Here is a 25,584-nt window from a genome sequence, read left to right as displayed (position 1 = left end):
GGCGTCTCAGCCTGCTCCAGCCATGCTCTTGGCGGTTAGTGCCGTCAGCACGGCATCAAATTGATCGAATGCGGAAAACCGCGCATCCACCGGATAGCAGTCCGCGCTGACCGGCCCGTACCCGCCCTCGAACAGCATGAACCGGCAGCCTGCGGCCTGCGCCGCTTCGCCGTCAACATCGCTGTCGCCGATCATGATCGCGCGCTCTGCCTCGCCATCGGGCGCAATCGCGGCAAGGGCGCGGTGCAGCGGTGCGGGCTGCGGCTTGCACACCGTGCAGGTATCGCCGCCGATCACCGCGCCGAAAAGGCCGTCCAGCCTCTGTTCGCGCAGCAGGATCCGCGCGAGGCCTTCTGGCTTGTTGGTAACGATGGCCATGGGATGACCGCGCGCCTGCAGCGCTGCGAGCGCCGCGGGCACGCCGGCGTAAAGATCGCCGGGTTCGGCCGGCAACGCGGCCAGCACGGAGCGGAATTCGGCGATGTCGGCTTGCGGATCGCCTGCGAATGCGCCCAGCGCGGAAGCCACCACCACGCCCACGCCGCGGCTCACCAGCGGGCGCACGGCCTCTGCCGTGATCCGGTGGCCGCCGCGCGCGATCGCCACGCTGCTCAGCGCGGCGGCAATTGTCCGCGCGCTGTCAACAAGCGTGCCGTCCAGATCGAACAGGAGTGGCGCGGGAGCAGCCATCAGTTCATCGGCGGAATGATCATGTTCGCCATGAACTCGTCGCGCGGCAGGAACGGTGCCAGGTCCTCCAGCGGCGCGGTGACCATGGTGCCATCGTCAAGCCGGCGCGAAGAGAGCTTCGGCGAGAAGTTCTGTTCCTTGTCGACCATGATCTCGCAGATTGCGGCGCCCGGTGCGGCCAGCGTCTCGGCAATCGCGGCGCGTATGTCGTCGTGTTCGCTGGTGCGGCGGAAGGCGAAGCCGAAGGCTACCGCGATCTTCTCGAAATCGGGGAAAGTCACGCCCGAATCCGGCCCGCAACCCACCGAGAAGCCCGCAAAGTGCGCCTGCTGCGACTGGCGGATCGAGTGGTAGCCCGAATTGTTGTAGAGGAAGATCTTGGCCGGAATGTTCTGCCCGACGATCGTCTGAAGCTCCTGCAGGTTCTGCATGATCGAACCGTCACCGGCCATGCAGATGATCCGCGGCGAGCCCGCGGGCATGGCGTACCACGCCCCGATCGTCGCGGGCAGGTCATAGCCCATCGATGCCGCGCCGGAGTTCGAATAGAGCCGCTGGCCCTTCTTCAGCCGCGCTGCCTGCACGGTGACGACGGCTGCGGTCGCATCCGCCATCACGATCACTTCGTTCTCGGCCAGCTGCTCGAACAGCGCCTCGGTGAAGCAATAGGGGTTCACCACGCCCTTGGTGTCCCAGTATTCCGGGAGGACGGGATGGTACTTGCGCCGCCGTTCCATCGCCCAATCGAGATAGGTGCGATGCGCAGCAGGCACATCATGACCCGCCAGCGCGCGCTCCAGCGCGGGGAGAAAATCGCGCAGGTCGGCGTGGACCGGCATGTCGATCGAGAGCGTCGGCTTGGCGAGTTCCGCCGCATCGACATCGACCATGATCTTCTTCGCCGCGCGCGCGAAGGAGGAGAAGTTGTAGCTGATCTGGCGGATGTTGAGCCGGCAGCCCAGCACCAGTACGCAATCGGAGTTCTGCACCGCGAAGTTGCCCGAACGGTCGCCCACCGTGCCCGGGCGGCCAACGTAGAGCGGGTGATCTTCCGCGACGAGGTCCTGCGCGTTCCACGCTGGCGCGACCGGGATGCCGAGCAGGTCGGCCACCCGCAGGAAGGTTTCGTACTGGCCGCTGATGCGGATGCCGGTGCCGGGCAGCAGTACCGGGCGCTCGGCTGCCTTGATCGCCTCGACAACCTGCCGGGCAGCCGCATCGAGTGCGTCTCCGCGCAGCCAGCCGTATTCGGCGGGCAGGGCAAACGGGCGGCCATAGCCTTCGCGCACCGGGTCGAACCCGTGCAGCACAGTCGGATCGATCGGCGCAGCCTGAACGTCGATCGGAATATCGAGCCACACCGGGCCGGGCCGGCCGGTCTCTGCCAGCCACAGCGCCTTTTCGACGAGGTAGCGGATGTCGAGCGGATCGGTGACCGTGGCGGCGAACTTGGTGATCGGAGTGACCATCGAGACGATGTCGACCTCCTGATCGCCGAGCTGGCGCAGGCGTACGGGGGCGCGGCTCGCCAGCGTCTCGCGTTTTACCTGACCAGACACAACGAACATCGGAATGGAATCGGTGAAGGCGCCGTGCACGCCGTTGAGCGCGTTGATGCCGCCCGGCCCGGTCGTCACGTTCACCGCCGCAAGGCGTCCGGACAACCGCGAGTAGCTTTCGGCCGCCATAGCCAGCGCCTGTTCGTGATGGCAGCAGACATACTTCAGCCCGTCGACGCGCCCCATCGCATCGTTGAGGTGCATCGCACCGCCGCCGGTAAGCATGAACACATGGCGTACGCCATGTTCATGCAGGCGCTGAGCAACATAATCGGACAAGCGAACCGTGGACATCTGCTCGTATTCCTGAAGCACCGCCCCGGACAACCCGGAGCGGTGCGAAAGCGGACAGTAGGAAATGCGTGAGGCGGTGTCAGCCCACCGCAGCCGCGGCCGGTGCCGAAATCTCGCGGGCGAGGCCGCGGGTCGGGATCAGGCTGCGCACTTCGATATCGGTGCTGTAAGGGGCGTCGATATCCTCGAGCAGGACCGGAGCATTGGCCGGGATCGGCGCCTTGGTGACTTCGCCCGCTTCGAACTCACGGGTCGAGATCTGGCCTTGCAGCAGCGGCACGGCAAGGAACACGTCGTCCTCGGTCAGCACGTGGCCTGCTGGCAGATCGCGCTTCACATAGACGCCGCGGACCAGCGCATCGAGGTAGACGCGCTCTTCGGTCGGCACGTCGCGGCGCGCCTCGGCCGAGCCGCCGCACATCTCCTTGGCCTTGAGGAACGCCTTGAACCACACGTCGGCCTGTTCGGGACGGGTGCAGTACGGGCTCACCGGCACGCCTTCGTAGTCGATGTCGATGTGGCGCTCGAACGTGCGGGCACCCTTGCCGTAGGCGATCAGGATCGAATCGTGCCAGTCACGCTGTTCGTGCGTCGAAAGGCCGATCGTCGTGCCCGGATAGCGCGCGCGCATGTAGTCGATCTGGTTGAGCTCGAGGTCGCTGTCTTCCGAAGGATAGAGCGACACGCAGTGGTTCAGCGCAAAGGGAATGCTCTGCGAGGTGAAGAACGACACCAGCTTGTCGATGTGATGCTCCGCCGCGCCGCCCGAGGAGGCGATCACCGGCTTGCCGGTCGAGGCGATCTTGCGCAGCAGGGTCTTGTCGCGGATGTCGGAGCTGGCGATCTTGAGGATGTCGACGCCGAATTCCACGCACTTGTCCACCGAGGCTTCGTCGAACGGCGTGACCATGGTCAGCATGCCGCACTTGCGCACTTCCTCGATCATCGCGCGCAGGCTTTCCCACGGCAGCTCGGTGGCCAGCGTCTTCTTGATGTAGCGGAAATCGGAAAGGCTCCGATAGTCGGGGTGGATGAAGCTGTCCACGTCGCGGAATTGCAGCTTGATCGACGCCTTGACGCCGTTCCGCTGGACCACTTCGGCGAAGTCGCGAATGATCTTCAGGCCGCGTTCGAGCTTGCCCCAATGGTTGTTGGCAAGTTCGAGAACGAACAGGTCTTCAAAGATTTCGTGGGTCATGATTTCACCGAACTTTCTTCAAGTATTGCGCGAACCTGCGATCCGCGTTTGGTAGCTTGTTGTGTGGATTGCAGGACCGGACCCGTCCGCGCGGCGGACGAGTGATCCAACAGCCAGTTGATTGTGTCCCGGATGCATGACGGCAGCGGGCTGAGCTTGAGCCCCAACTGCATCGCCAATGCCTTTGTCTGCGAAAAGTTGCCGAGATATGCGCTTGTCTTGGCGGTATCGACCGGGTCGCGCAGAATGCGGACGTTATTACCAAGTGCCCCACTGACGGCAAGTGCAAGATCGTCCATTTCGACAACTTCGGCGCCGCACATGTCGACAGGGCCTGCGCGGACGACGCCGGCGAGCCCCGCCTCGAGCGCCAGGGCGCACAGATCGTCGACGTGCAGGAACGAACGGAACACCGGCACGCGCGCCGCGATCGTGATCGCCTGCGCCGTCATCGCCTGATTGATCATGTTGGAAATCGCGTAGGATTCCACCTTGTTGATATAGGGGCCGGCGATGTTGAAGATGCGCCCCGCGATCACCGGCACGCCGCTGCGCTGCCCCCATTCGAGGAAGCGCGCTTCCTGCCGCAGCTTGGCCACGCCGTAGGGGTGGAGGTCCGCACCCGCAGCCGCCAGTGCCGCCGCGCCCGACGAGGCGACGAACAGACTGGCCGGACGCGCACCCTCGATCGCGCCCATCAGCGCGTCGTCGATGGCAAGGTTCGTGTCCATGAACCGGCGCTCGCCGAGCTGGTCGGCCTTTTCCTTGGTCAGGTAGGCGAGATGGATGACATGCGCCCCGGCAACGTCGTCCGGCCCTATCGTGTCGAGCGCACGCACCGGCAGCGTTTCGCCCCAGGGCAGGTCCATCACCCGCGCGGAAGAGGCAAACGCGCTCACTTGTCCGCCCAGCGCCAGACCCGCCGTTCCGGCCGCCGCCGTGCGGCCCGCGACATGCGCAAGCATGGCCTGGCCGATCCAGCCCGAAGGGCCAGTCAGCACAATGCGCGTCCGGGAGTCGAGGCGGGGGAGGGCGGTCAACGCGTGCGGTGCCCTGCCACGTACTGGCTCAGCACTTCGGCCATGTAGGAAAGATGGTCTTCGGTAAGCCCCGGATAGACGCCGATCCAGAACGTGTTGGTGGTGACGAGATCGGCATTGGCGAGATCGCCCACCACGCGCACATTGCGGCCCTTCATGTAGGGCTGGTGCAGCAGGTTGCCGCCAAACAGCAGGCGCGTGCCGATCTTCATCTCGTTGAGGTACTGGACGAGGTGCTCGCGGTTGATCCCGGCGCCGGGGCGGATCGTGATCGGGAAGCCGAACCAGCTCGGTACGCTGCGCGGGGTTGCCTCGGGCAGGATGAACACGTCTTCCAGCGGGCGGAGCAGCGCCTTCAGCGCGGCAAAATTGCGCCCGCGCGCTTCGATGAAGCCGTCCAGCCGGTCAAGCTGGGCAAGGCCGACCGCAGCCTGCATGTCGGTGATCTTCAGATTGTAGCCGACATGGCCGTACGTGTACTTGTGGTCATAGCCCACCGGGAGCGTGCCCAGCCGGCGGCCGAAGCGCTTGCCGCAGGTGTTGTCCTGCCCCGGCGCGCACCAGCAATCGCGGCCCCAATCGCGGATCGATTCGACCACGCGCTTCAGGCGCGGCTTGTCGGTGAACACGGCGCCGCCTTCGCCCATCGTGATGTGGTGCGCAGGGTAGAAGGAAAGCGTGCCGAGGTCGCCGAAGGTGCCCACCGGCTTGCCGTCGTAAGTCGCGCCCAGCGCGTCGCAGGTGTCTTCCACCACCCACAGCTTGTACTTTTCCGCCACCCGCATCACTTCGGCGAGGTCGAAGGGATTGCCGAGCGTGTGGGCGATCATGATCGCGCGCGTCCGGTCGGAAACCGCGGCTTCGATCATCTCCGGCTTGATGTTGTAGGTCGGGATGTCGACATCGACGAACACCGGCACCAGCCCGTACTGCAGCGAAGGGTTCACCGTGGTCGGGAACCCGGTCGCCACGGTGATAACCTCGTCGCCCGGCTTGAGCGCCTCGGACCGGTGATAGTGCGAGGTCAGCGTCGCCAGCGCCAGCAGGTTGGCCGAGGAGCCCGAATTGGTCGTCAGCGCATGGGCAACGCCCAGCCGCGCCGCCAGCTTTTCCTCGAACGCCGTGTTGAAGCGGCCCGTGGTGAGCCACATGTCGAGGCTCGCGTCGACAAGATTGCGCAGTTCGCCTTCGCCCACGACCTTGCCCGAAACCGGCACGATGGTTTCGCCCGGAATGAACGTGCGCGGGGCATGGAAGCGGCGCGCATATTCGCCCGACAGCGAAAGGATCAGCTCGCGAAGCTGTCCTTCGTCCGCGGTTGCGGCGATATCGGCGAGGGAAACATGGAGGTCGGTGGTCATTGCGACTAGGCTACCTGATCAAACTTGAATGAACGCGGAACGGTAATCGGCCAGCTGGGCGCGCGTCACGGCGCGGGCGTCCGCACCGCCGGCCACGTCCTTGTGCCATGTAACAATGCGCGAAAGCGCCTCATCGAGCCGCCACGCCGGGCGCCAGCCGAGCTGGGTGCGCGCCTTGGCGCAATCGAGCCGCAACACGTTGGCTTCGTGCGGTCCGCTGCTGCCTTCCGGATGGATCCAGCCCGGAGCGCCCCACTGCCGCGTCATGTGGTCGGCGATCCATGAAACGGGCTGCGTATCGTCGTCAGCCGGGCCGAAGTTCCAGCCGTCCGCAGCCGAGCGCTCACCCCGGGCGAGCGCCTCGGCGATCAGCAGATAGCCGCCCAGCGCCTCAAGCACGTGCTGCCACGGGCGGATTGCGCGCGGATTGCGCACGATCGGCGGCTCGCCCACGATCAGCGCCCGCACGATGTCGGGAATCAGCCGGTCGCCGGCCCAGTCGCCGCCGCCGATCACGTTGCCGGCACGCACCGATGCGATCAGCGCCGAACCTTCGCTGCTGAAGAAGCTGCGCCGATAGGCCGCGATGATGAGTTCGGCCGCGCCCTTGCTGGCCGAATAGGGATCGTATCCGCCCATCGGATCGCTCTCGCGATAGGGCCACACCCATTCGCGGTTCTCGTAGGCTTTGTCTGAAGTGATGCAGACCACCGCGCGCAAGGAAGGCGCGCTCCGGCAGGCGTCGAGAACGTGGACCGTACCCTGAACATTGGTGGCGAAAGTTTCCACCGGCATCTCGTAGGAGAGGCGCACCAGCGGCTGCGCGGCGAGGTGGAACACGATCTCGGGATCCGCCGCGCGCACGGCATCGCGCACGGTCTCGATATCCCGGATATCGCCTTCGCGGTGGTCGACCAGTTCATCGATCCGGGCTTGCCGGAACAGGCTGACAGGTTCGGCAGGCAAGGAGAGGCCGAAGACCTTGGCGCCCATCTCGTGCAGCCACAGCGCCAGCCAGCTTCCCTTGAAGCCGGTATGGCCGGTCAGCAGGACTCGGCGTCCTGCCCAGAAGGAAGGATCATGCGCGTGCGCCATGGCCCGGATTACCAGACCTTCCACGGCGCGGTGCCTTCGGACCACAGCCGTTCCAGCAACTGGCGATCGCGCAATGTGTCCATCGGTTGCCAGAACCCCTCGTGACGGAAAGCGGCCAGTTCGCCGCTGCGCGCCAGCGCTTCCATGGGGCTGCTTTCCCAGATCGTGCCGGGCGTGGGAATAAGGTCGATCACCGAGGGATCGAGCACGAAGAAGCCGCCGTTGATGAGGCCGCCGTCACCGGCCGGCTTTTCCATGAAATCGACCACCTTGTCGCCATCGAACTCCAGCGCGCCAAACCGTCCGGGCGGCGCGACGGCGGCAATGGTCGCCTTGAGGCCGTGCGCCTTGTGGAAGGCGATCTCGGCGGTGATGTCGATATCAGCAACGCCGTCACCATAGGTGAAGCAGAACGGCTCGTCGGGGGCGAGGTGATCGCGCACCGCCTTGAGCCGGCCACCGGTCTGCGTGTCGGCGCCGGTTTCCACCAGCGTGACCTTCCAGGGTTCGCTCTTGGCGCGGTGGATCTCGATCGAGTTGCTGGCAAGGTCGATCGTCACGTCGGCCGCGTGCAGGAAGTAGTTCGCGAAGAACTCCTTGATCACATAGCCCTTGTACCCGAGGCAGATCACGAACTCGGTCACGCCGTGCGCAGCGTAGATCTTCATGATGTGCCAGATGATCGGCATGCCGCCGATTTCAACCATGGGCTTGGGGCGAAGCGATGTTTCCTCACCAAGACGAGTGCCAAGCCCGCCCGCCAGTATCACCGCCTTTGTCAAACTACCCTCACAAAGCCAATACGGAGACTGAACTGGTCAGTTGCGGCTGGCATACCGGCGTTCACCTATTTTGCAAGCCTGCACGTAGGTATTAATCGTCAGGCAATTTCCACCAAATTGGAGGTAGTCCAGTATGGTTAATAGGCGGTTAATACTGTGACATTTTGTTGACGCCGCCAAACCGCACGATCCGCACGACTGGTCCATTTTGGAGGTATTGTGCAGGCCGGATCACCGCCACAGTCCTGCCTGCCTGGATCAGTTCCCGATAGGCCTTGGCCTGCACCGGAAAGTCCGCCGCCTCGGCCGCATAGCGATCCGCCTGGCTCAGGATGGCGTAATCGGCGCGGCAGCTTTCGAGGCGAGCCGTTGCCACGGTGCCATAGTCGATGTTGGAGCGTCCCGCCCGCGCGCGTTCGATCACGGCATTGTCGAACTTGCCCGCCAGCAGCGCCCGCGCGTCGACACAGCCTGCCTCGCCCATCGGGAACAGCACGCGCCAGGGCTGGGAATAGAGATCGAAACCGAAGTGCTCGATGAACACGGTCGAGCCGGCCGGAATGTTAACGGCTGCCCAGGCCGAAGCGATCTGCCGCGTATCGTTGGCGCGGGCCTGCGCCTCGCGAAACGCGGTAACCCCCAGCGGCAGCGCGATCAGTCCGGCGGCGATCGTGCAGGCCAGCGCACCGCGCCATGCCGTGCCGCGTTCCAACTTGCGCGAAGCCTCGGCCAGCGCGGCGCCCGCCAGCATGGCCACGAGCGGCAGCAGCGGAATGATCCAGCGCTCCCACACGATATGTTGCGAGCCGATCAGCAGCGCAAAGGTGATGGTGACCGGCACGATCATCGCCGCGGCCTGTGGCCGCCGCGCGGCGAACACCACCCCGGCTGCCGCCAGCGCGATGCCGGCCACGCCCAGCGCATCGACCATCGGGCCTTGCAGATACCACGCCAGGTTTTCCGCCAGCGTCCCGCCGGTTGCCCCAAGGTGCCGCGTCTGCGCCTCACCCTGCAGGTTGCGGGCCACGGTATCGCGCGCGATCACCAGATAGGGCGAGATCACCAGCAGCGCGCACAGCATCGTGGCGATGAAGGCCGCCAGCCGCACCGCCGCATCGCGCACCCGGCTCGATCCATCCGCCAGTTGCCAGCCAATCACCGCGATCATCGCCACGCCGCCCACCGCAAACGGCCATTTCGTGGCAATCGCGGTGCCCAGCCACACGGCTGCGACGATCAGGTCGCGCCAGCCGCCGCCGCGCGCATGGCGCAAGGTGGCGAGCAGGCACGCCAGCATGAAGGTGGTCGCCATCACATCCGAACGGATGATCTGCGACCAATGCACCGCGACCGGACTGACCGCGAGGATCAGCGCGGCCACCAGCCCGGCGCGCCGGTCGAACAATGCCGTGGCAAGGCGCCCGGTCAGCCACACAGAGGCCGCGCCGAAGGCGGCCATCGCGATCCGCCCGGGCAGGATCAGCAGCGAAGGGGAAACGAACACCGCATCGACGAATTCGCGCTGCGAATGAAACCAGCCCAGCGCGCGCCCGGTGCCGTAGACGGCGATGTTGCACAGCGCGAGGAGGTACATGGTTGTCGTCGCGGGGTGGCCGAACCAGCCGGGGTTGAGCGTCCCCGTGCGCAGCATGTGCACCGCGCCCAACTCGAACATGAGCTCATCGGGATCGTTGATCGCCGGCAGGCCGAAGCCGATGTGAAACAGCCGCAGCGCCAGCGCCAGCGCCACGATGGCGCCCAGCGCAGCCCGCTGCATCAACGGCTTGCGAAACAGGTTCAGCACCCGGGCACAAACCTTCCTGCGGTGCACCGCGGGCGGGTATGGCATGGCGTGGCAGGTGCGCTGAGGGTTGATTCTGCGGCGTTACGGCCGCCGGATCTGGTGATGGTCATGCTCGCAGCACCAAGAGCCTCTCGCCGGCGGATCAATCGGCTCCGGCATAGGAGTTTTGCTCCGGGCTGCCAATGCCGCGAAAGCTCCATAACCGTGAGAGGTCGCGATGTCTCAAAAATAATGTTTCGGAATCAATCCATTGGCATAAGCGTCGCGCTCCAGTTCCTCGCGGAAGTCGGGATGCGCGATGGAAATCATCGCCTTCGCGCGCTCGGCCACGCTCAGACCTTTGAGGCAGACCATGCCGTATTCGGTCGCCACATGCATCACATCGGTGCGCGGCACGGTGACCACGGTCCCCGGCGCGAGGCCCGCCACCACCCGGCTCTTGCGCACCCCATGTTTCTCATACGTCGAAGGCATGCACAGGAACGCGCGGCCACCTTCCGATTCATACGCCGCCCGCACGAAACCAAGCTGCCCGCCAGTGCCGCTGAAGTGGCGATAGCCATCCGCTTCCGATGCCGCCTGCCCCTGCAGGTCCATCTGCCCGGTGCTGTTCACGGCAACCACATTGCGGTTCTGCGCCACGAACTGCGGCAGATTGGTATAGTCCACCTGCCGCGCCACGAAGGCGGGGTTGCGGTCCAGCGTGTTGTAGATGTCCGCCGTGCCAATGGCGAAGGCATAGACCGCCTTGCCCACATCGACCTGCTTGCGCGCGCCGGTGGCAACGCCCGCCTTGACCAGTTCGACCAGCCCCTCGACCATCATCTCGGTATGGACGCCAAGGTCCTTAACCCCCGCACCCGCAATCGCGCGCCCGACTGCATTGGGCAGGCCGCCGATGCCCAGTTGCAGGCAGTCCCCGTCGCGGATTTCCGCCGCCACCAGCCGCGCAATCGCAAGGTCCACATCGCTCGAAACTGCGCTCGGCAGTTCGGGAGCGGGGAGGGCGGGCACCTCGATCACGAAGTCCACTTCGCTCTCGTGCACCGCGTTATCCGGCCCGTAGCAATAAGGCAGAGCCGGATTGACCTCGACGATCACCACGTCCGCCTTCTCCACCAGCGAGCGCAGGTAGGAGGCCGAGATCGAGAAGTTGTAGAACCCGTCCGCATCCTTCGGGCAGACTTGGAACACCGCAATGTCCACGCGCTCGCAGAAGCGCTTGTAGAGATCGGGCCACTCGCCAAGGTTGAGCGGCACATAGACGCAGCGCCCTGCGTCGAACTGCTTGCGGTCGTATCCGCTGAAGTGCCAGCTCGCCGAAAGCATATGCGCGCCTTCGGGATCGGCTTCCTGAAACGCGCGCGGCCTTGTCGTCAGGCAGCTGCGCACCTTCACGCCCGAAAGCTCATGCACCCGCGCGGCCAGCGCCTTGTCGAACGCTTCCGTCTGCGTCGCACCGAACCCGTAATCGAGCCACATGCCCGGCTTGACCAGCGCGGCGGCTTCCTCTGCCGTTATGATCTGAGGCATGTCAGGCGCGCTTTCCCGTGCGCAGCAGCCAGAACGCCGCCGCAAACAGCGCCGCCACCAGCAGGCTCATCCACAGCTGGCTCGCAAGGTCAGGCTGCAGCCCCATGAACACCAGCACCGCCAGCATCGCCGCCAGCGCGGTCAGGGTGCCGAAGGGGTGGAACCACATCTTCAGCGTCAGCTTCTCCGGCGCCTCGCGCTCCATCCGCGTGCGCTCCTTCAACTGCGCGATGCCGACCAGCCCATAAAGCAGGATCATCGTCACGCCCGATGAATTGACGAGGAAGCTGAACACCGTGCCCGGCGAAAGCCACTGCGCCGCCAGCGCGCCATAGGCAAACAGGCTTGCGGCAATGATCGCCCGCGCCGGCACCCCGCGCGCGTTCACATGCACCAGCCAGTCCGGCGCATCGCCAAAGCGGGCCAAGCCGAACAGCGCGCGGCTCGTCACATAAAGCCCGCTGTTGAGGCACGAGAGCACCGCCACCAGCACCACCGCGCTCATGATCGTCTCGCCGCCCGGAATGTGCATTGCGGCCAGCGTCGTCGCGAAGGGCGAATGCCCCGGCACGATCTGCGTCCACGGCACCACCGCCACGATCAGCCCGATGGCGAGCACGTAGAAGATCACGATGCGCAGGGCGACCGAGACGGTCATCCGCGCGATCACCTTGGCCGGATCAGGCGATTCCGCTGCCGCAATCGTCGCGATTTCAGCGCCGCAGAGCGAGAAGATGGTCGATGCGACCCCCGCTAGCACCGGCCCCCAGCCATGCGGCGCAAAGCCGCCATGTGCGGTCAGGTTGCCGATGGAAAAACCCTGCGGCGCGGTGATGCCAAACACCCACAGCGCGCAGATCAGGCTGAACACGAGGATCGCCGCCACCTTGATCGAGGAAAACCAGAACTCGAACTCGCCGTAGCTGCGGGTGGACATCAGGTTCACGCCCGTCATCAGCGCGGTCAGCCCCGCGCCGATGGCCCATTCCGGCACGCCCGGCAGCCAGCCGCCGATGATCTTGGCCCCGGCAATCGCCTCCACCGCGACGACCACGACCCAGAAATACCAGTAGAGCCAGCCCGAGAGGAACCCCGCCAGATGGCCAAGCCCGGCGCGCGCAAAGTCGGGAAAGGTCCGCACGCCTTCCAGCACGATGGCCATCTCGGCGATCATCCGCATCACCAGCAGGATCAGCAGCCCCGCGATCAGGTAGGAAATCACCGCCGCCGGCCCGGTCAGCGAAATCGTGGTGGAAGAACCGACGAACAGACCCGCACCGATGATCCCGCCAATCGCGATCATCGAAACGTGCCGCGGCAGCAGCGTCCGGCTCAGCTCCACGCCGCTTCCTTGCCCTGCCTCTGCGATCCCCACTGCGCCCACGCAAATCCCCCTGATTGAAGTGCGCATAGGGATAAGCGGCAGCGCCATCCTGTCAAATCCCGCGTTGCCTGTTGCTAAATAGAATATATCGTCTAGTTTGGCCGTAAAACGTCCGGGAGAGCCTGTCGCCATGTCCATCCGCCTCGCGCTTGCCGTCGCGCTCTCGCTCCCTGCTGCCGCTCAGGCGCAAGGCATCGTCTCCACCACGCTCGGCGATGTTCGCGGCACGGCGCAGGCTGGCGCAGAGGCCTACCTCGGCATCCCCTATGCCGCCCCGCCGGTCGCCGCGAACCGCTGGCGCGAACCGCAGCCCGCCGCGCTGTGGCAAGGCGTGCGCGATGCATCGCACTATGGCCCCGCCTGCCAGCAGGGCGTGCCGGCTGCTTGGGGGCCCTATACGGACGAATTCCTCGCCGCAGGCCCGATGAGCGAGGACTGCCTCACCCTCAACGTGTGGAAACCCCGCAAGGCGGCAGGCAAGCGCCCCGTCCTCGTGTTCATCCACGGCGGCGGCTTTGGCGGCGGCAGCGGCAGCCTGCCGATCTACAGCGGTGCAAAGCTCGCGGCGCAGGGCGCTGTCGTCATCACGCTGAACTACCGCGTCGGCGTGTTCGGTTTCATGGCCCACCCCGCGCTCACTGCCGAAAGCCCGCTGGGCTCCTCGGGCAACTATGGCCTGCTCGATCAGATTGCCGCGCTCCAGTGGATCAAGGCCAATGCCGCGCGTTTTGGCGGCGATCCCTCCAACGTCACCGTCTCGGGCGAAAGCGCGGGCGCGGCCTCGGTCGCCGATCTCCTGATCTCGCCGCTCGCCAAGGGCCTCTTCACCAAGGCCATCGCCTTCAGCGGCGCAAGCATGGCGATCGATGTCCCCCCGCTCGCCACGAACGAGCAGATTGGCGCCGATCTCGCCGCCAAGCTTGGCGCGGCAACCCTTGCAGGCCTGCGCGCCGTGCCTGCCGAAACCTTGATCGAGGCCACCCGCTACGTCCCCGGCAGCGGCCCGCCGCGCCTGCTCTTCGTCCCCAACGTCGATGGCAAGGTCGTCCCCTTCGATCCCGCCCGCGCCAGCGGCCCGGTCGTCAGCCCCGTGCCGCTGATCTCCGGCTACAACAGCGCCGAGATGATCGACCCCACGGTGCGCACCCCGGCCCAACTCGAAACCGCTCTGCGCGCCCGCTACGGCACTTTCGCGGACCGCCTCCTCGCACTCTACCCCCACGCCACCGACGCGGAAGCCGCCGCCAGCAATGCCCTCATCGCGCGAGATCGCTACATGGCCGGCCTGCTCCTCTGGTCAAAGGAGCGCACTCGCAGCGCCCGCCAGCCGGTCTTCGCTTACCTCTACGATCACGCCTATCCGGCAGCGAAAGGCGGCAAGGCATGGGGCGCCTTCCACTCCTCGCAGCTCCCCTACGTCTTCGGCAATCTGGGCTTCGGCCCGCGCACCTTCACCGCCAAGGACACCGCCATCAGCCGCCAATGGCAACGCCGCCTCCTCGCTTTCCTGCGCACCGGCGCGCCTGGCTGGCCCGCCGTCGGCAAGGCCACCACCACGGTCATGGGCCTCGGCGACAAGGAAGCCCCGCGCCCCGCCGTCTCGTCCGCCGCCCGCCTCGAAGCCTTCAAGGCCTACGCCGAAACCGGCGGCAAACTCGGCCTGATGTAGCGCCAAAAAAGCCCCTTTCTTCGCTCATCCTGAGCTTGTCGAAGGACAGAGGAGGGGGTTGGGGGTGGTGAGGTTCAGCAAAGCGCAAACCTCAAAACCCCAGCGGCGCATTCTCCTTCACTTCCTTCATTACGAAAAACGTCCGCGTCTGCCGCACCCCCGGCAGGGTCAGCAGCCGCTGGCCATGCAGCGCATTGAAATCGGCGATGTCGCGCACGCGGATCTTCAGCAGGTAATCGAAGTCCCCCGCCACCAGATTGCAATCGAGCACTTCCTTCATCCCCAGCACCGCCCCCTCGAACGCGGCGAAGCTCTCCGGCGTCGAGCGATCGAGCACCACGCCCACCATCACCAGCGTGCCGAGCCCCACCACGCCCGGATCGACAAATCCCCGAAACCCGGTGATCGCCCCCGCCTCCACCAGCCGCGCCACACGCCGGTGGCAGGTTGCCGGGCTGATGTTGGCGAGGTCCGCCAGCTCCTGATTGGACCGCCGCCCGTCCGCCTGCAGCATGCGCAGCAGGTTGCGGTCGATCCGGTCAAACTCAATGGAAGTTTCTTTCATAGAAATGATATTTAGCGGAAGGTAATATAAATAAAAGCGCCATTATGACTGAATTACGCTTTCAGAGTCGCCAACTTTGCAAGCACCTTCCAAGCACTTTCGATTAGCTTCAGCGCCGAATCAAACGCCAAGCCGGAGCCACCATGTCCCTGCTCTCGAAATTCGAACGCTACCCGCTCACCTACGGCCCCACCCCCATCGAGCGCCTGCCCCGTCTCAGCGAAGCCCTCGGCGGCAAGGTCGAGATCTGGGCCAAGCGCGATGATTGCAACTCCGGCCTCGCCTTCGGCGGTAACAAGCTGCGCAAGCTCGAATACATCGTCCCCGATGCCATCGCCTCGGGCGCGGACACGCTGGTTTCCATCGGCGGCGTGCAATCGAACCACACCCGCATGGTCGCCGCCACCGCCGCCAAGCTCGGCATGAAGTGCGTCGTCGTGCAGGAAAAGTGGGTGCCGCATTACGACGCCGTCTACGACCGCGTCGGCAATATCCTGCTCACCCGCCTGATGGGTGCAGACAGCCGCCTGGTGGAAGATGGCTTCGACATCGGCATCCGCCAGAGCTGGGAAGACGCCATCGAGAGCGTCAAGGCCGCCGGCGGCAAGCCCTATCCGATCCCCGCCGGCGCCTCGGTCCACAAGTACGGCGCGCTCGGCTATGTCGGCTTTGCGGAAGAAGTCGAGCGCCAAGAGGCCGAGCTCGGTTTCAAGTTCGATTACATCGTCGTCTGCGTCGTCACCGGCTCGACGCAAGGCGGCATGATCGTCGGCTTCGCCGCGCAGGACCGCGCGGACCGCGTGATCGGCATCGACGCTTCCGGCACGCTCGAGCAGACCCGTGCGCAGGTCCGCATGATCGTCGACAACACCGCAGAACTCGTCGGCCTCGGCCGCCCCATCCGCGAGGACGAGATCGTCATCAACCCGGACTACGCCTATCCGGCCTACGGCGTCCCGTCGGACGAAACCAACGACGCCATCCGCCTCGCCGCCCGCACCGAAGCGATGATCACCGATCCGGTCTACGAGGGCAAATCGATGCAGGGCATGATCGACCTGACGCGCAAGGGCTTCTTCCCCGAAGGCAGCCGCGTCCTCTACGCGCACCTCGGCGGCGCCCCCGCGATCAACGGCTACAGCTACTACTACAAGGATGGCTGAGGGGCCGGGCGCGGTACCGATCGTTAAGGGTTCGTCCGCTATTCTCGGGCCGTGGTCTGGAACATCACTTCTAGCCCGGTCCGGATGCTGCTTGCCGGCATTCTTGTCGTGGGCCTCTCCATCGGCTGCTCGCTGGCGGCAACGCACGCCTCGTTCCAGACACATGGCGAAGTCACCTATGGCGATGCGATGCTGGTCGCCTTCTGCATCCCCGCGCTCGTCGCGCCGCCCTCGTTCATCTACTTCGTGTGGATCACGCGCCGGATGGAGGCGCTAAACCGGCAGCTCAGTCTGCTCGCCCGGCAGGATCTGCTGACCAGGCTCGACAACCGCCGCGCCTTTGTCGAACAAGCCGGCGCCCGGCTGGAAGGCAGCAAGTCGCAGATGCTGGTCATGGTCGATATCGATCATTTCAAGCACATCAACGACAGTCTCGGCCATGCCGGGGGTGATCTCGCGCTCCAGCACGCCGCCGCCGTCATATCCGCTGCCGCCCCGCCAGATGCGCTGGTGGCGCGCCTCGGCGGTGAAGAATTTGGCCTGCTGTTTGCGCTTGAGGCGGGCGAACGCGCCCGCGCAGCCGGTGAACTGGTGGTCGATGCAATCCGCCTGCGCCTCGAAGCCCTCCCGCTGATCACGCCCGCAGGACTCACCCGCATGACCGCCAGCTTCGGCATCGCCATCTCGCGCGCCGACGAAAGCCTCGATCACCTGCTCTGCCGCGCCGACAACGCGCTCTATGCCGCCAAGAATGCCGGTCGCAACCGGCTCGCCGTCGCGTCCTAAAGCCGGTCGAGCGTCAAGAGCCGCCGATCCCCCAGCCACGCCCGCTCCAGCGCCGCATCCGCTGCCCGCGCTTCAAGCTCATGCCCCAGCGCTCGCTCGGCCTTGGCGAGGCCCCACAGCGCCCAGCCATTCCCCGGCGCAACCAGCAGCGCCTGATGGAACGCATCGCGCGCCTCTGAAGGCTTTCCGCCCGCCAGCAAGGCCGCGCCCAGCGATTGGCCCACCGGGTAGTACCAGTACGGCGGCTCCTGATAGGGGATCGTCCCCTCGATCGCCTGCGCCTTGCGGAAGTGCTCCGCCGCGCCCGCATAATCGCCGGTCGCATAGGCCAGCCGCCCGCGCATCACGTGCTGCGCCAGATGGATGAGGTCGGTGCCCGGCACCCCGGTGCCCTCCAGCACCTTGATCCCCGGATCGGCAGTCAGCCGCTCCATCGCCGCCAGTTCCGCATCGAGCGCCCGTGGCTGCTTGAGCCGGGCAAAGGCCACCCCGCGGGCATAGTGCCACATCGCCAGCACGTAGGGCAGGCGCGCCGTCGGCTTGGGCAGGCCAAGGATCTGCGCCGGCGTCCCCCCTTGCGCAAAGGCGAATGAAGGCGCGGCCACCACCGCCTGGATCCAGCCCAGCTCGACTGCCTTGTCCTCGGGAATGATCCGCATCAGCTTGCGCGCCTGCGATACCGCGAGCCCGAGATCGCCCGCCTGCTGCGCCGATGTCACGATGAAGTGGATGTTGTGCGGATAGTACCCGTAGCGATACATCCCGTCGTCCGGCACTTTGGCCAGATAGGCCTCGTCCGATTTCGCCGCCGCGATATTGGCGCGGATCGAATCCTTGTAGCGCCCGATCCGGTAATAGATGTGCCCAGGCATGTGGACGAGGTGCCCCGCCTCGGGCATCGCGCTCAGCGCCAGCGCATCCGCCGCCTTCTCGCCGCGTTTCGGATCGACGTAGTTCTCCATCAGGTGGATGGTGAGGTGCGCCGCTTCCTGATGGCCGGGATGCCGCGCCAGCACGCCTTCGACCAGCGCCACCGCCTTGTCGATCCGCGCCCTTGGCTCGGCGCGGCCCGGTTGCCAGTAGTTCCACGGGCTGGTGTCCATCGCCGCTTCGGCCGCCAGCACGGCCATGTCGTCATTCGCCGGATGCGCCGCCGCCAGCGCCAGCATGGCATCGGCATAGGCCGCGTCCATTGCCGCCCGGTCCGCCTTGGGATCGGCGGAATAGCGCGCCGCCAAGGCCCCCACCAGCGCCCGGTCCAGCGCCGGCATCCCCGGCGCCAAGGACTGCGCTCTCGCCAGTGCATTCAGCGTCGGCGCGAGCGCCTTGGCTTCCATTGGCGCGTTGATATTCGGCCCCTGCACCAGCGCCTCGCCCCAGAAGCACAGCGCGCAACCGGGCGCCAGCGCCTGCGCCTTGCGGAACGAGGCGACTGCCGCCGCATGGTTGAAATTGTAGGCCATCTCGAGGCCCTGATCGAACCACGGCCGCGCCGCGGGCGTCATCCCGCCCGGCTCCAGCGCCGAACGCGGCACGCCGCCATAAAGCGGGAATTTGCCCGGAACGACCGGGCCCATGAGCGCGGCCGCCTGCTGCAAGCGCCGCAGCAGCACCGGCTCGCTCGCCCGCGCGCGCTCGGCACAGGCCGCCGCCGCCAGTCGCGAAGGATCGAGCATGGCGAGCGCTGCGGCGTCGCTGTGCGGCGCGCGGTGGAGGGTGGTCGCCGCGGTCGCAGCTCCGCCAGCCAGCAAGGCTAGCCCCAGCATCCGATACAAGCGCATGATTTTCCCTCCCTTGCCCCCGGGAGGATCAGCCTATGCCTGCGGCGGCTGCGGCGCAATCATCGCCGCAGCCCATGCCGATCTTACTCGGCTGCTTCGCGCTGTGCCTCGCGCGCGAACATCTCGACCAGATCGTCGTCGCTCGCTTCGAGCAGCTTTGCCGCCCACGTGTGGAACACCTGACCGCCGCGCTCGTTGCGGCCAAACAGCACGTCCTTCATCAGGCCGCTCTGCAGCGCTTCGTGTTGGCGCTTGCCGGTCTTGTAGTCCTCGTCGCGCACCACGATTTCAAGGAAATCGAACTGCTCGTGCGCGGCCTTGATCGCCACTTCGTCGCTCGGCTTCTTTTCCATGACGTAGAACTGCGTGGTGAAGCTTTCGCCCACCTTGTCGCCCGGAAACAGCTGGCTGATCATCGCGCCGCGCAGGCCGCCGCCGTAGAAGCTGGCGATCGAGATGTGCGGGAAGATCGTCCAAACGCCCTGCACCAGTACTTCGTCCGGGATTTCCTCGTCGGAAAGCTTGGTAAGGTCGATCTGGCCATCGTCGTCGGACTGCACCTTGATCGCGAACTTGGACGGGGTCGAAAGGCGCTGGTGCGGGCCATATTCGTAGTAGTTGGCGCGGTTGTAGAAGTCCGCACCGAAGGTGTTCGCGTGGAGCACGGGCAGGTGGTAGAAATCGAGGTAGCCGTCGTAGGCCGTCTTCCAGTTCGGGCCCGAAAGCGTGCGCTGGCTGAACAGATACCAGTCCTTGAAGCCGAAGGCCTCCAGCAGCCCATCATAGCCGCACAGGTAATCGGCAATCGAAAGCTTCGAATTGGGATCGAGCGTCGCCCAGATCAGCCCTGCGCTTTCATAGACGGGGAACTTGGTCAGGCAGAGCGCGGCCTTGTCCACCGCGCCGAAGTCCTGCGGGCTGGCGACGCCGATCAGCGCGCCGTCGTTCTTGAAGGTCCAGCCGTGATAGCCGCAGGTAAAGCGCGTGGCATTGCCGCTGCCCGAAGCAACCGGGTTGCCGCGGTGGGTGCACATGTTGAGGTACGCGCCGACGCTGCCATCGCGCTGGCGGGTAAGCAGCAGTGGCACGCCCGCAATGTCCATCGCCTTGTAGTCGCCGGGATTGGGCAGTTCGCACGAAGGCGCGACCATCAGCGGCAGGCGGCGGAAGATCTGCTTCTTCTCGCGCTCGAACAGCGCCTCGTCGGTATAGGTCGAGGCGGGAATGCGCACGACTTCGTCTGCCAGTTCCATCGTGCCCGCATCGCCGTGGGCGATAAGCGAACGGGTCATTTCGATCAGCTGTTCACGTGACATGTCGTTATCCTCGAATCCCGGGGCAGAGCTTTTCCGGCTCACAGTGATCTCCGGCAGCCCTGCCTGCAATTGTCATTTTTGCTTGGCGTATTGTTAAGTTGAGGCGGCACCGGCCCGGTGCCGCCCTGTTTCGGCCCACCCTGTTTCGATTGGGCCGAAACAGCAATCAACGCGAAAGCTGCTCGTTCAGCAGTTGGTGGAAATGCCGGATCTTCGTCTCGCCATAGTTGGCAAACACGATCTCCTTGGACTTGATCGATTTCATGCCCCGCTGCACGTGCGGCAGATTGACCACGTCCTGGTTGAACACCTTGGCCAGCATGCCCAGCTCCGCCGCGTCGCAATAGTCGTCGTCGAAGTCCAGCCAGTGCACCTTGGCGGGGGCAGGGCGCTTCTCGCCCTTCTTCACGGGCATCATGAACATCGTCTCGTGGATGCATTCCTCCGGATTGTCGCCCAGCGGACGGAACCGGTAGAAAATCGGATTCAGGCACCCCCACGGGCTGATGTTGGGGAAGAGGTTGTAGTAGATCGTGTCGACGAACTCGGCGTCGGACATCTCGTCGACTTCATCCCCCAGCAGACCCCGCCACCGCTCGCGCGATTCGTTCGCCATCGCCTTGCGCCGGTCGGGCACCGGGCCGGTCGAGGTATGGTCCTCTTCCAGCTCCCAGCCGTCGGGCAGACGGCCACCGACCCAATCGCACAGCTGCACGTCGGCGTGGTCAAGCTCGCCTTCGATGTGGTGCGCCTGATGGTCGAAAATACCCGTGCGCCCATCGCGCGCGGTCACCTTCACGCGGTCCTCGCTAAGCCGTTCATAGACATTGCCGGAAAGCGCGTGGCGCACCTTGGCATAAGTCTTCGCGCCCTCCAGCGGCTCCGCCACGAACGCCGGGTTCACATGCGGGCTGAGGAGGCCATTGGGCGAGATCGCGCGCGACATGTTGCCGAACACGTCATACTTGGAATTGGCATCGCCCATCACATCGAGCAGCGTCGGGTGCGTCGCCACCACGTGATAGGCCTCCATGAAGGCCTCCTGCGCCACCTTCCAGTTGCAGCGCAGCTTCTTCGCCACGTGCACCGCTTTGTAGCGCCGCTCGAACGGGATCGGCTGGAAGTGCCGATCGATGTCGCCAAGAAACTGCTCGAAGGGCTCTGCGTTGTCATCGGGATTGATGAACACCCAGCCGCCCCAGCGGCCCACCCGTAGCGGCGGCAGGCTGTGCGTCTTCGCGCTGACCGAGGGGAAGTCCCACTGGCACGGCACTTCCTTCAGCGCGCCGTCGATGCCCCAGTTCCAGCCGTGGAACGGGCAGCGGAAATCGCGCACGCCCTTGCTGTCCTCGGTCAGCAGCGCGCGGCCCCTGTGAAGGCAGGCATTGGGAAACGCCTTGATCTCGTCCGGCCCGGTCCGCACCACGATGTAGGAAAGGTGGGCAATGTCATAGACATGGCTGTCGCCCACGTTCGGAATATCGTCCTCGTGGCAGGCCATCTGCCACACCCGCTTCCACAGCCGTTCGACCTCGAGATCGAAGAAATCGCGCGAATAGTAGATGCTCGGATCGACGATCGTCGGCCCCGGCGCGATCGGGCAATCCTCGCGCAGCCGCTCGGGCACCGCATGGGTGTCCATGTCCAGCAGCGCATCGTAGGTGATGCCCTTGGAACGGTTGGTGCCGGTAAGTGTCTCGACCATGGATGCTCTCCCTATTACGGTTCAGGCGGGATCGAAGCGCAGCGGCAAGGACTGCATGCCCCGCAGAATGTGGCTGGCGGCGAACTGGAACGGGTTGTCCGGATTGGCGAAGCGCAGATTCTTCAGCCGTTGCAGCAGGATCGGCAGCGCCGTGCCCATCTCCACCCGCGCCAGATGCATGCCGAGGCAGGTGTGCACGCCCGCCCCAAACGCCACGTGCTTCTGGACATTGTCCCGCTTCACATCGAACTTGTCTGGCGCATCGAACACCGCCGGATCGCGGTTGGCCGAACCATAGCGCAGCAGCATGGCCTCCCCGGCCTTCAGCGCCACACCGCCCAGCACGGTATCCTCCTTCACCACCCGCCACATGTTGTGCGAGGGCGAGAGGTGCCGCGCGGTCTCCTCGACCCAGCCCGGCACAAGGCTATCGTCGGCCATGATCGCGGCCATCTGCTCCGGATTGGCGAGCAGCTGCGCCAGCGCATAGGCGAGCGCATGCGCGGTTGCTTCCTGCCCCGCCGTGAAGATCTGCTGCACGATCGAATAGATCTCGGCATCGTCGAGCGGGCGTTCAGACCCGTCATCCTCCGGCAACCGCGCCGCCAGCAGGTCGGAGATCACGTCCGTCCCCGGCTCCGCCCGCCGCTCCGCCATGATCCCCCGGAAATAGGCCTGCATCGCGATTTCGCTGCGGGCAAGATCAGCGCGCTGCTCGGGCTTGGCATTGCCATTCAGCCTCAGGATCGCCGCGCGGACCCAGTTCTGGAACATCGGGATGTCATCGCGCGGCACGCCCAGCACATCCGCGATCACGATCCCCGGCAGCATCTCGGCAAACTGCGATTTGAACTCGACTTCGCCTTCCTTGATGAACCTGTCGATCAGCGCATTGGTCACTTCGGCCACATAGGGCGCCATCGCGTTGACCCGGCTCAGCGGCAGTGCATGCATCGCGATCCGCTTGTAGCGCGAATGCTGCGGCGGATCGGCGGTCAGCATCGTGTTCCGGCGCGGCATCCCCTGATTCAGGATCGCCGTCTCCTCCGCATCGAACGTTCCCGAACCACCCGAACTCAGCAGCGCTGAAAAGTCGCTGGAGAAAACCTTGGGCTTCTTGTTGACCTCAAGCACCAGATCATACGTCGAAACCGAAACGATCCCCGTCTTGGGATCGCGGAACACCGGCGCCTCACGCCGCAGCCGGTCGTAATAGGGGTAGGGGTTCTGGAGATTCTCCGGGCTCGTTGCGTCAATCCGTTCCAGCGCTTCCATTGCGGGGTCTCCCGGCATCATCCTCGTCCAGCGTGAAAGATGACGCAGCAGGCCGGTTGCAGGCTTTGACCTGCCTCAAATTCGCGGCCCTCAAAAATGAGAGCGCTCCGTCACGCGGAATCCACAAGGCTTGCAACGCGCGCGCCCATGCGTACCAACAGGCGCACACCACAACGGACCTTCGCCGATGATCCTGAAAAGCTGGCGCGCCCTTGTCGCTCTCGCGGCGCTTCTCCTCGCCGCGCCGCTTGCCGCGCAATCCGCCCCGCAAGGTGAGGTTGTCACCACCGCTTCGGGCAAGGTCGAAGGCTTCGTCCGGAACGGCGTCCTCGAATTCCGCGGCATTCCCTATGCCGCCCCCGTCTCGGGCGATGCCCGCTGGTCCATGCCGCAGCCCGCGCAGCCATGGACCGGCGTTCTCCCCGCGATGCACTTCGGCGGCGCCTGCCCGCAGGCCGCACGCTACGGCCTCACCGAACGCAGCGACGAGGAAAACTGCCTCACCCTGAACGTCAGCCTGCCCACCACCAAGGCCGCCAAGCGCCCCGTCCTCCTGTGGATCCACGGCGGGGCGTTCGTCGGCGGCTCCGCCTCGCTCTACCGGCTGGACCGCCTCGCGAAGGAAATGGACGCGGTCGTCGTCAGCATCAATTACCGCCTCGGCGTGTTCGGCTTCATGGCCCCGCCCGCCGGCACTTCGGGCGCGGGCCATGTCCTCGGCCTCGAAGACCAGCGCCTCGCCATGCGTTGGATCAAGGCCAACGTCGCAGCCTTCGGCGGCGATCCGGAAAACATCACCCTCGCAGGCGAATCCGCCGGTGCCGCCTCGGTCTGCATGCATCTTCAGGCGCCCGAACAAACCAAGGGCCTGTTCCACCGCGCCATCATCCAGAGCGGCGCCTGCGGCACGCCCCTGCGCACCCTTACTCAGGCCGAAGACTTCGCCGCCAAAGTCGCGAAGGAAGCCGGCTGCACCGATCCCGCCAAGAGCCTCACCTGCCTCAAGGCCGTCGAACCGCAGGCCCTGATCGCCGCCGGCACCCGCGCCGCCAAGGGCGAACTCCTCGCCTTCGCGCCGTTCACCGGCAATCCGACGCAGCCGCGCGCCACGCTCGATGCCCTGCAATCGGGCAAGTTCCTCCGCGTCCCCGTGCTCAACGGCTACACGCGTGACGAGATGCGCGTCTACGTGGGCTACGATGTGCAGAACGGCGCAAGGATCACGCCGGAAACCTACCCGCCCGCCGTGCGCGCCCTCTATGGCGAAAAGGCGGAAAAGGTTCTCGCGCTCTACCCGCTCAAGCCCGGCGAACGTCCCGCTGAAACGCTCGGCTCCTTGATGACCGACTTCATGCCCGGCCTTGGCATCACCCACTGCCTTGAGATCGAAAGCGGCCGTCTCCTTGCGGCCTATACGCCGGTCGACCAATGGGAATTCGCTGATCGCACCGCCCCCGTGCGCGGCGTCGGCATCCCCATTCTGCCCGACCCCGGCTTCGATATGGGCGCGGTCCATTCGGCAGAACTCAACTCCTTCTTCCCCGGATTTTCCAACACCTCCGCAATGAACGCGCCCGATCTTTCGCCCGCCTCGCAGGCGATGGCAGACCAGCTCGTCGCAACGTGGGCCAGCTTCATGCGCGGCAAGGTTTCCGCCGCCAATTGGCCCGCCAACAAGGTCATGCGCTTCGAACCCGGCGCCGTCCGCCCGGTCGATGCCTGGGCCGAATACAATTGCGATTTCTGGAGGTCGGAATACCCCGCCTTCTTCGGCGCAACCGCCGCCCAGCCCAAAAAGGACAGCAAATGAACACCGCCATCGTCACCGGCGCCGCGCAGGGCCTCGGCCTCGTCACCGCCCGCCGCCTCGCCGCCGCCGGCTACCGCGTCGTCCTCACCGATGTGCAGGATTGCGCCGCGCAGGCCGCCGCCATCGGCTCACACGCAGTCGCCATCAGCGGAGACATTGCCGATGAAGCTTTCGTCGAAGACATGGCCGCGCGCATTGCGGCAGACTTCGGCGGCGCGCAGGTCCTCGTCAACAACGCCGGCATCAGCATGATCCAGCCCGCCGAGGATACCACGCTCGACCAGTGGCAGCGCATGATGGCGGTGAACCTGCAAGGGCCGTTCCTGCTCTGCCGCGCCTTCGGCAAGCAGATGCTGAGCGCGGGCAAGGGCGCCATTGTCAACGTTGCTTCGGTTGCGGGCCTCGGCGGGGTGATCCACCGTTCGGCCTACAACACCTCCAAGCACGGCCTCGTCGGCCTCACCCGCACCCTCGCGGGCGAGTGGGGCGGCCGCGGCGTGCGCGTGAACGCGGTCTGCCCCGGCTGGATCAAGACCGAGATGGACGTGAAGGACATGGGCTCGGGCGCCTACGACAACGCCGATATCGAAAACCGCGTGCCGATGGCCCGCTTCGCCATGCCCGAAGACGTCGCCGAAGCGATCACCTTCCTCGCCTCCGACGCCGCCGGCTTCATCAACGGCGTCGCGCTCCCGGTTGACGGAGGCTGGACCGGCGACATCAGCTGGGACAGCCTGCGCCTCAAGACCCGCGCCTGATCCCAATCCTCCTTGG

At 65.6% G+C, this 25,584-nt stretch carries 20 protein-coding genes; 5 read left to right on the top strand and 15 right to left on the bottom strand.

The window, feature by feature from the left end; translation table 11 throughout:
* Window positions 1-6: 6 nt before the first annotated feature.
* The 10 genes from NSE01_RS17830 to NSE01_RS17785 all read right to left on the bottom strand — a co-directional run bounded on the left by NSE01_RS17830 (window position 7) and on the right by NSE01_RS17785 (window position 12,740).
* Entirely contained in the window at window positions 7-690 is a 684-nt protein-coding gene (locus NSE01_RS17830; protein WP_147161002.1) for an HAD family hydrolase, read from the bottom strand.
* A complete protein-coding gene (locus NSE01_RS17825; RefSeq protein WP_147161001.1) occupies window positions 690-2,543 on the bottom strand; it encodes a thiamine pyrophosphate-binding protein in 1,854 nt (617 codons plus the stop codon). The genes NSE01_RS17830 and NSE01_RS17825 overlap by 1 nt, the downstream gene beginning before the upstream one ends.
* Before the next feature lie 79 nt (window positions 2,544-2,622).
* The gene (locus NSE01_RS17820) at window positions 2,623-3,741 is read right to left on the bottom strand and encodes an N-acetylneuraminate synthase family protein (protein ID WP_147161000.1); all 1,119 of its coding nucleotides are present in this window, start codon (window positions 3,739-3,741) and stop codon (window positions 2,623-2,625) included.
* A complete protein-coding gene (locus NSE01_RS17815; protein ID WP_147160999.1) occupies window positions 3,738-4,781 on the bottom strand; it encodes an NAD-dependent epimerase/dehydratase family protein in 1,044 nt (347 codons plus the stop codon). The genes NSE01_RS17820 and NSE01_RS17815 overlap by 4 nt, the downstream gene beginning before the upstream one ends.
* Complete coding sequence (gene rfbH, locus NSE01_RS17810; protein ID WP_147160998.1) at window positions 4,778-6,142, bottom strand: lipopolysaccharide biosynthesis protein RfbH; 1,365 nt, start codon at window positions 6,140-6,142, stop codon at window positions 4,778-4,780. Before rfbH ends, NSE01_RS17815 begins: the two co-directional genes overlap by 4 nt.
* Window positions 6,143-6,160: 18 nt before the next feature.
* Entirely contained in the window at window positions 6,161-7,261 is a 1,101-nt protein-coding gene (gene rfbG / locus NSE01_RS17805) for a CDP-glucose 4,6-dehydratase (RefSeq protein WP_246135276.1), read from the bottom strand.
* Window positions 7,246-8,019: a glucose-1-phosphate cytidylyltransferase gene (gene rfbF, locus NSE01_RS17800; RefSeq protein WP_147160997.1), complete on the bottom strand. Its 774-nt coding sequence runs from the start codon at window positions 8,017-8,019 to the stop codon at window positions 7,246-7,248. The genes rfbG and rfbF overlap by 16 nt, the downstream gene beginning before the upstream one ends.
* Window positions 8,020-8,167: 148 nt before the next feature.
* A complete protein-coding gene (locus NSE01_RS17795) occupies window positions 8,168-9,823 on the bottom strand; it encodes an ArnT family glycosyltransferase (RefSeq protein WP_170233898.1) in 1,656 nt (551 codons plus the stop codon).
* Window positions 9,824-10,045: 222 nt separating this feature from the next.
* A complete protein-coding gene (locus tag NSE01_RS17790; protein ID WP_147160995.1) occupies window positions 10,046-11,356 on the bottom strand; it encodes an acetyl-CoA hydrolase/transferase family protein in 1,311 nt (436 codons plus the stop codon).
* Window position 11,357: 1 nt separating this feature from the next.
* A complete protein-coding gene (locus NSE01_RS17785; RefSeq protein ID WP_246135275.1) occupies window positions 11,358-12,740 on the bottom strand; it encodes an amino acid permease in 1,383 nt (460 codons plus the stop codon).
* 130 nt (window positions 12,741-12,870) lie between these two features.
* Between NSE01_RS17785 and NSE01_RS17780 the strand changes: the two genes are divergently transcribed.
* A complete protein-coding gene (locus tag NSE01_RS17780) occupies window positions 12,871-14,409 on the top strand; it encodes a carboxylesterase/lipase family protein (protein ID WP_147160994.1) in 1,539 nt (512 codons plus the stop codon).
* A 91-nt stretch (window positions 14,410-14,500) separates the two neighbouring features.
* On the opposite strand, the gene NSE01_RS17775 is transcribed toward NSE01_RS17780, so the two are convergent.
* Window positions 14,501-14,974: an Lrp/AsnC family transcriptional regulator gene (locus NSE01_RS17775; RefSeq protein WP_147160993.1), complete on the bottom strand. Its 474-nt coding sequence runs from the start codon at window positions 14,972-14,974 to the stop codon at window positions 14,501-14,503.
* A gap of 143 nt (window positions 14,975-15,117) precedes the next feature.
* On the opposite strand from NSE01_RS17775, the gene NSE01_RS17770 reads away from it, so the two are divergent.
* Window positions 15,118-16,137, top strand: coding sequence for a 1-aminocyclopropane-1-carboxylate deaminase (locus NSE01_RS17770; protein WP_147160992.1), 1,020 nt, complete (start codon window positions 15,118-15,120; stop codon window positions 16,135-16,137).
* A gap of 84 nt (window positions 16,138-16,221) precedes the next feature.
* Entirely contained in the window at window positions 16,222-16,923 is a 702-nt protein-coding gene (locus NSE01_RS17765) for a GGDEF domain-containing protein (RefSeq protein WP_147160991.1), read from the top strand.
* Here the strand turns inward: NSE01_RS17765 and NSE01_RS17760 are convergent.
* The 4 genes from NSE01_RS17760 to NSE01_RS17745 all read right to left on the bottom strand — a co-directional run bounded on the left by NSE01_RS17760 (window position 16,920) and on the right by NSE01_RS17745 (window position 23,000).
* Window positions 16,920-18,704 (bottom strand): tetratricopeptide repeat protein, encoded by a 1,785-nt coding sequence (locus NSE01_RS17760; protein WP_147160990.1) that lies wholly within the window; start codon window positions 18,702-18,704, stop codon window positions 16,920-16,922. The genes NSE01_RS17765 and NSE01_RS17760 overlap by 4 nt on opposite strands.
* Window positions 18,705-18,787: 83 nt before the next feature.
* Window positions 18,788-20,020 carry an aromatic ring-hydroxylating oxygenase subunit alpha gene (locus NSE01_RS17755; RefSeq protein WP_147160989.1) on the bottom strand — a complete coding sequence of 411 codons (1,233 nt, stop codon included), beginning with the start codon at window positions 20,018-20,020 and terminating at the stop codon, window positions 18,788-18,790.
* Between the two features lie 166 nt (window positions 20,021-20,186).
* Window positions 20,187-21,725: an aromatic ring-hydroxylating oxygenase subunit alpha gene (locus NSE01_RS17750; RefSeq protein WP_147160988.1), complete on the bottom strand. Its 1,539-nt coding sequence runs from the start codon at window positions 21,723-21,725 to the stop codon at window positions 20,187-20,189.
* A 21-nt stretch (window positions 21,726-21,746) separates the two neighbouring features.
* The gene (locus NSE01_RS17745) at window positions 21,747-23,000 is read right to left on the bottom strand and encodes a cytochrome P450 (protein WP_170233897.1); all 1,254 of its coding nucleotides are present in this window, start codon (window positions 22,998-23,000) and stop codon (window positions 21,747-21,749) included.
* Window positions 23,001-23,187: 187 nt separating this feature from the next.
* On the opposite strand from NSE01_RS17745, the gene NSE01_RS17740 reads away from it, so the two are divergent.
* On the top strand, window positions 23,188-24,810 hold the full coding sequence (locus NSE01_RS17740; RefSeq protein ID WP_147160986.1) for a carboxylesterase/lipase family protein: 1,623 nt from the start codon (window positions 23,188-23,190) through the stop codon (window positions 24,808-24,810).
* Window positions 24,807-25,568, top strand: coding sequence for an SDR family NAD(P)-dependent oxidoreductase (locus NSE01_RS17735; protein WP_147160985.1), 762 nt, complete (start codon window positions 24,807-24,809; stop codon window positions 25,566-25,568). Before NSE01_RS17740 ends, NSE01_RS17735 begins: the two co-directional genes overlap by 4 nt.
* Window positions 25,569-25,584: the final 16 nt, after the last annotated feature.

This window comes from Novosphingobium sediminis (assembly GCF_007991615.1).
In the GTDB taxonomy this organism is placed as follows: Bacteria; Pseudomonadota; Alphaproteobacteria; order Sphingomonadales; family Sphingomonadaceae; genus Novosphingobium; species Novosphingobium sediminis.
The sequence above is the reverse complement of the archived record's forward strand: the minus strand, read 5'-3'. Positions and strand labels throughout refer to the sequence as shown.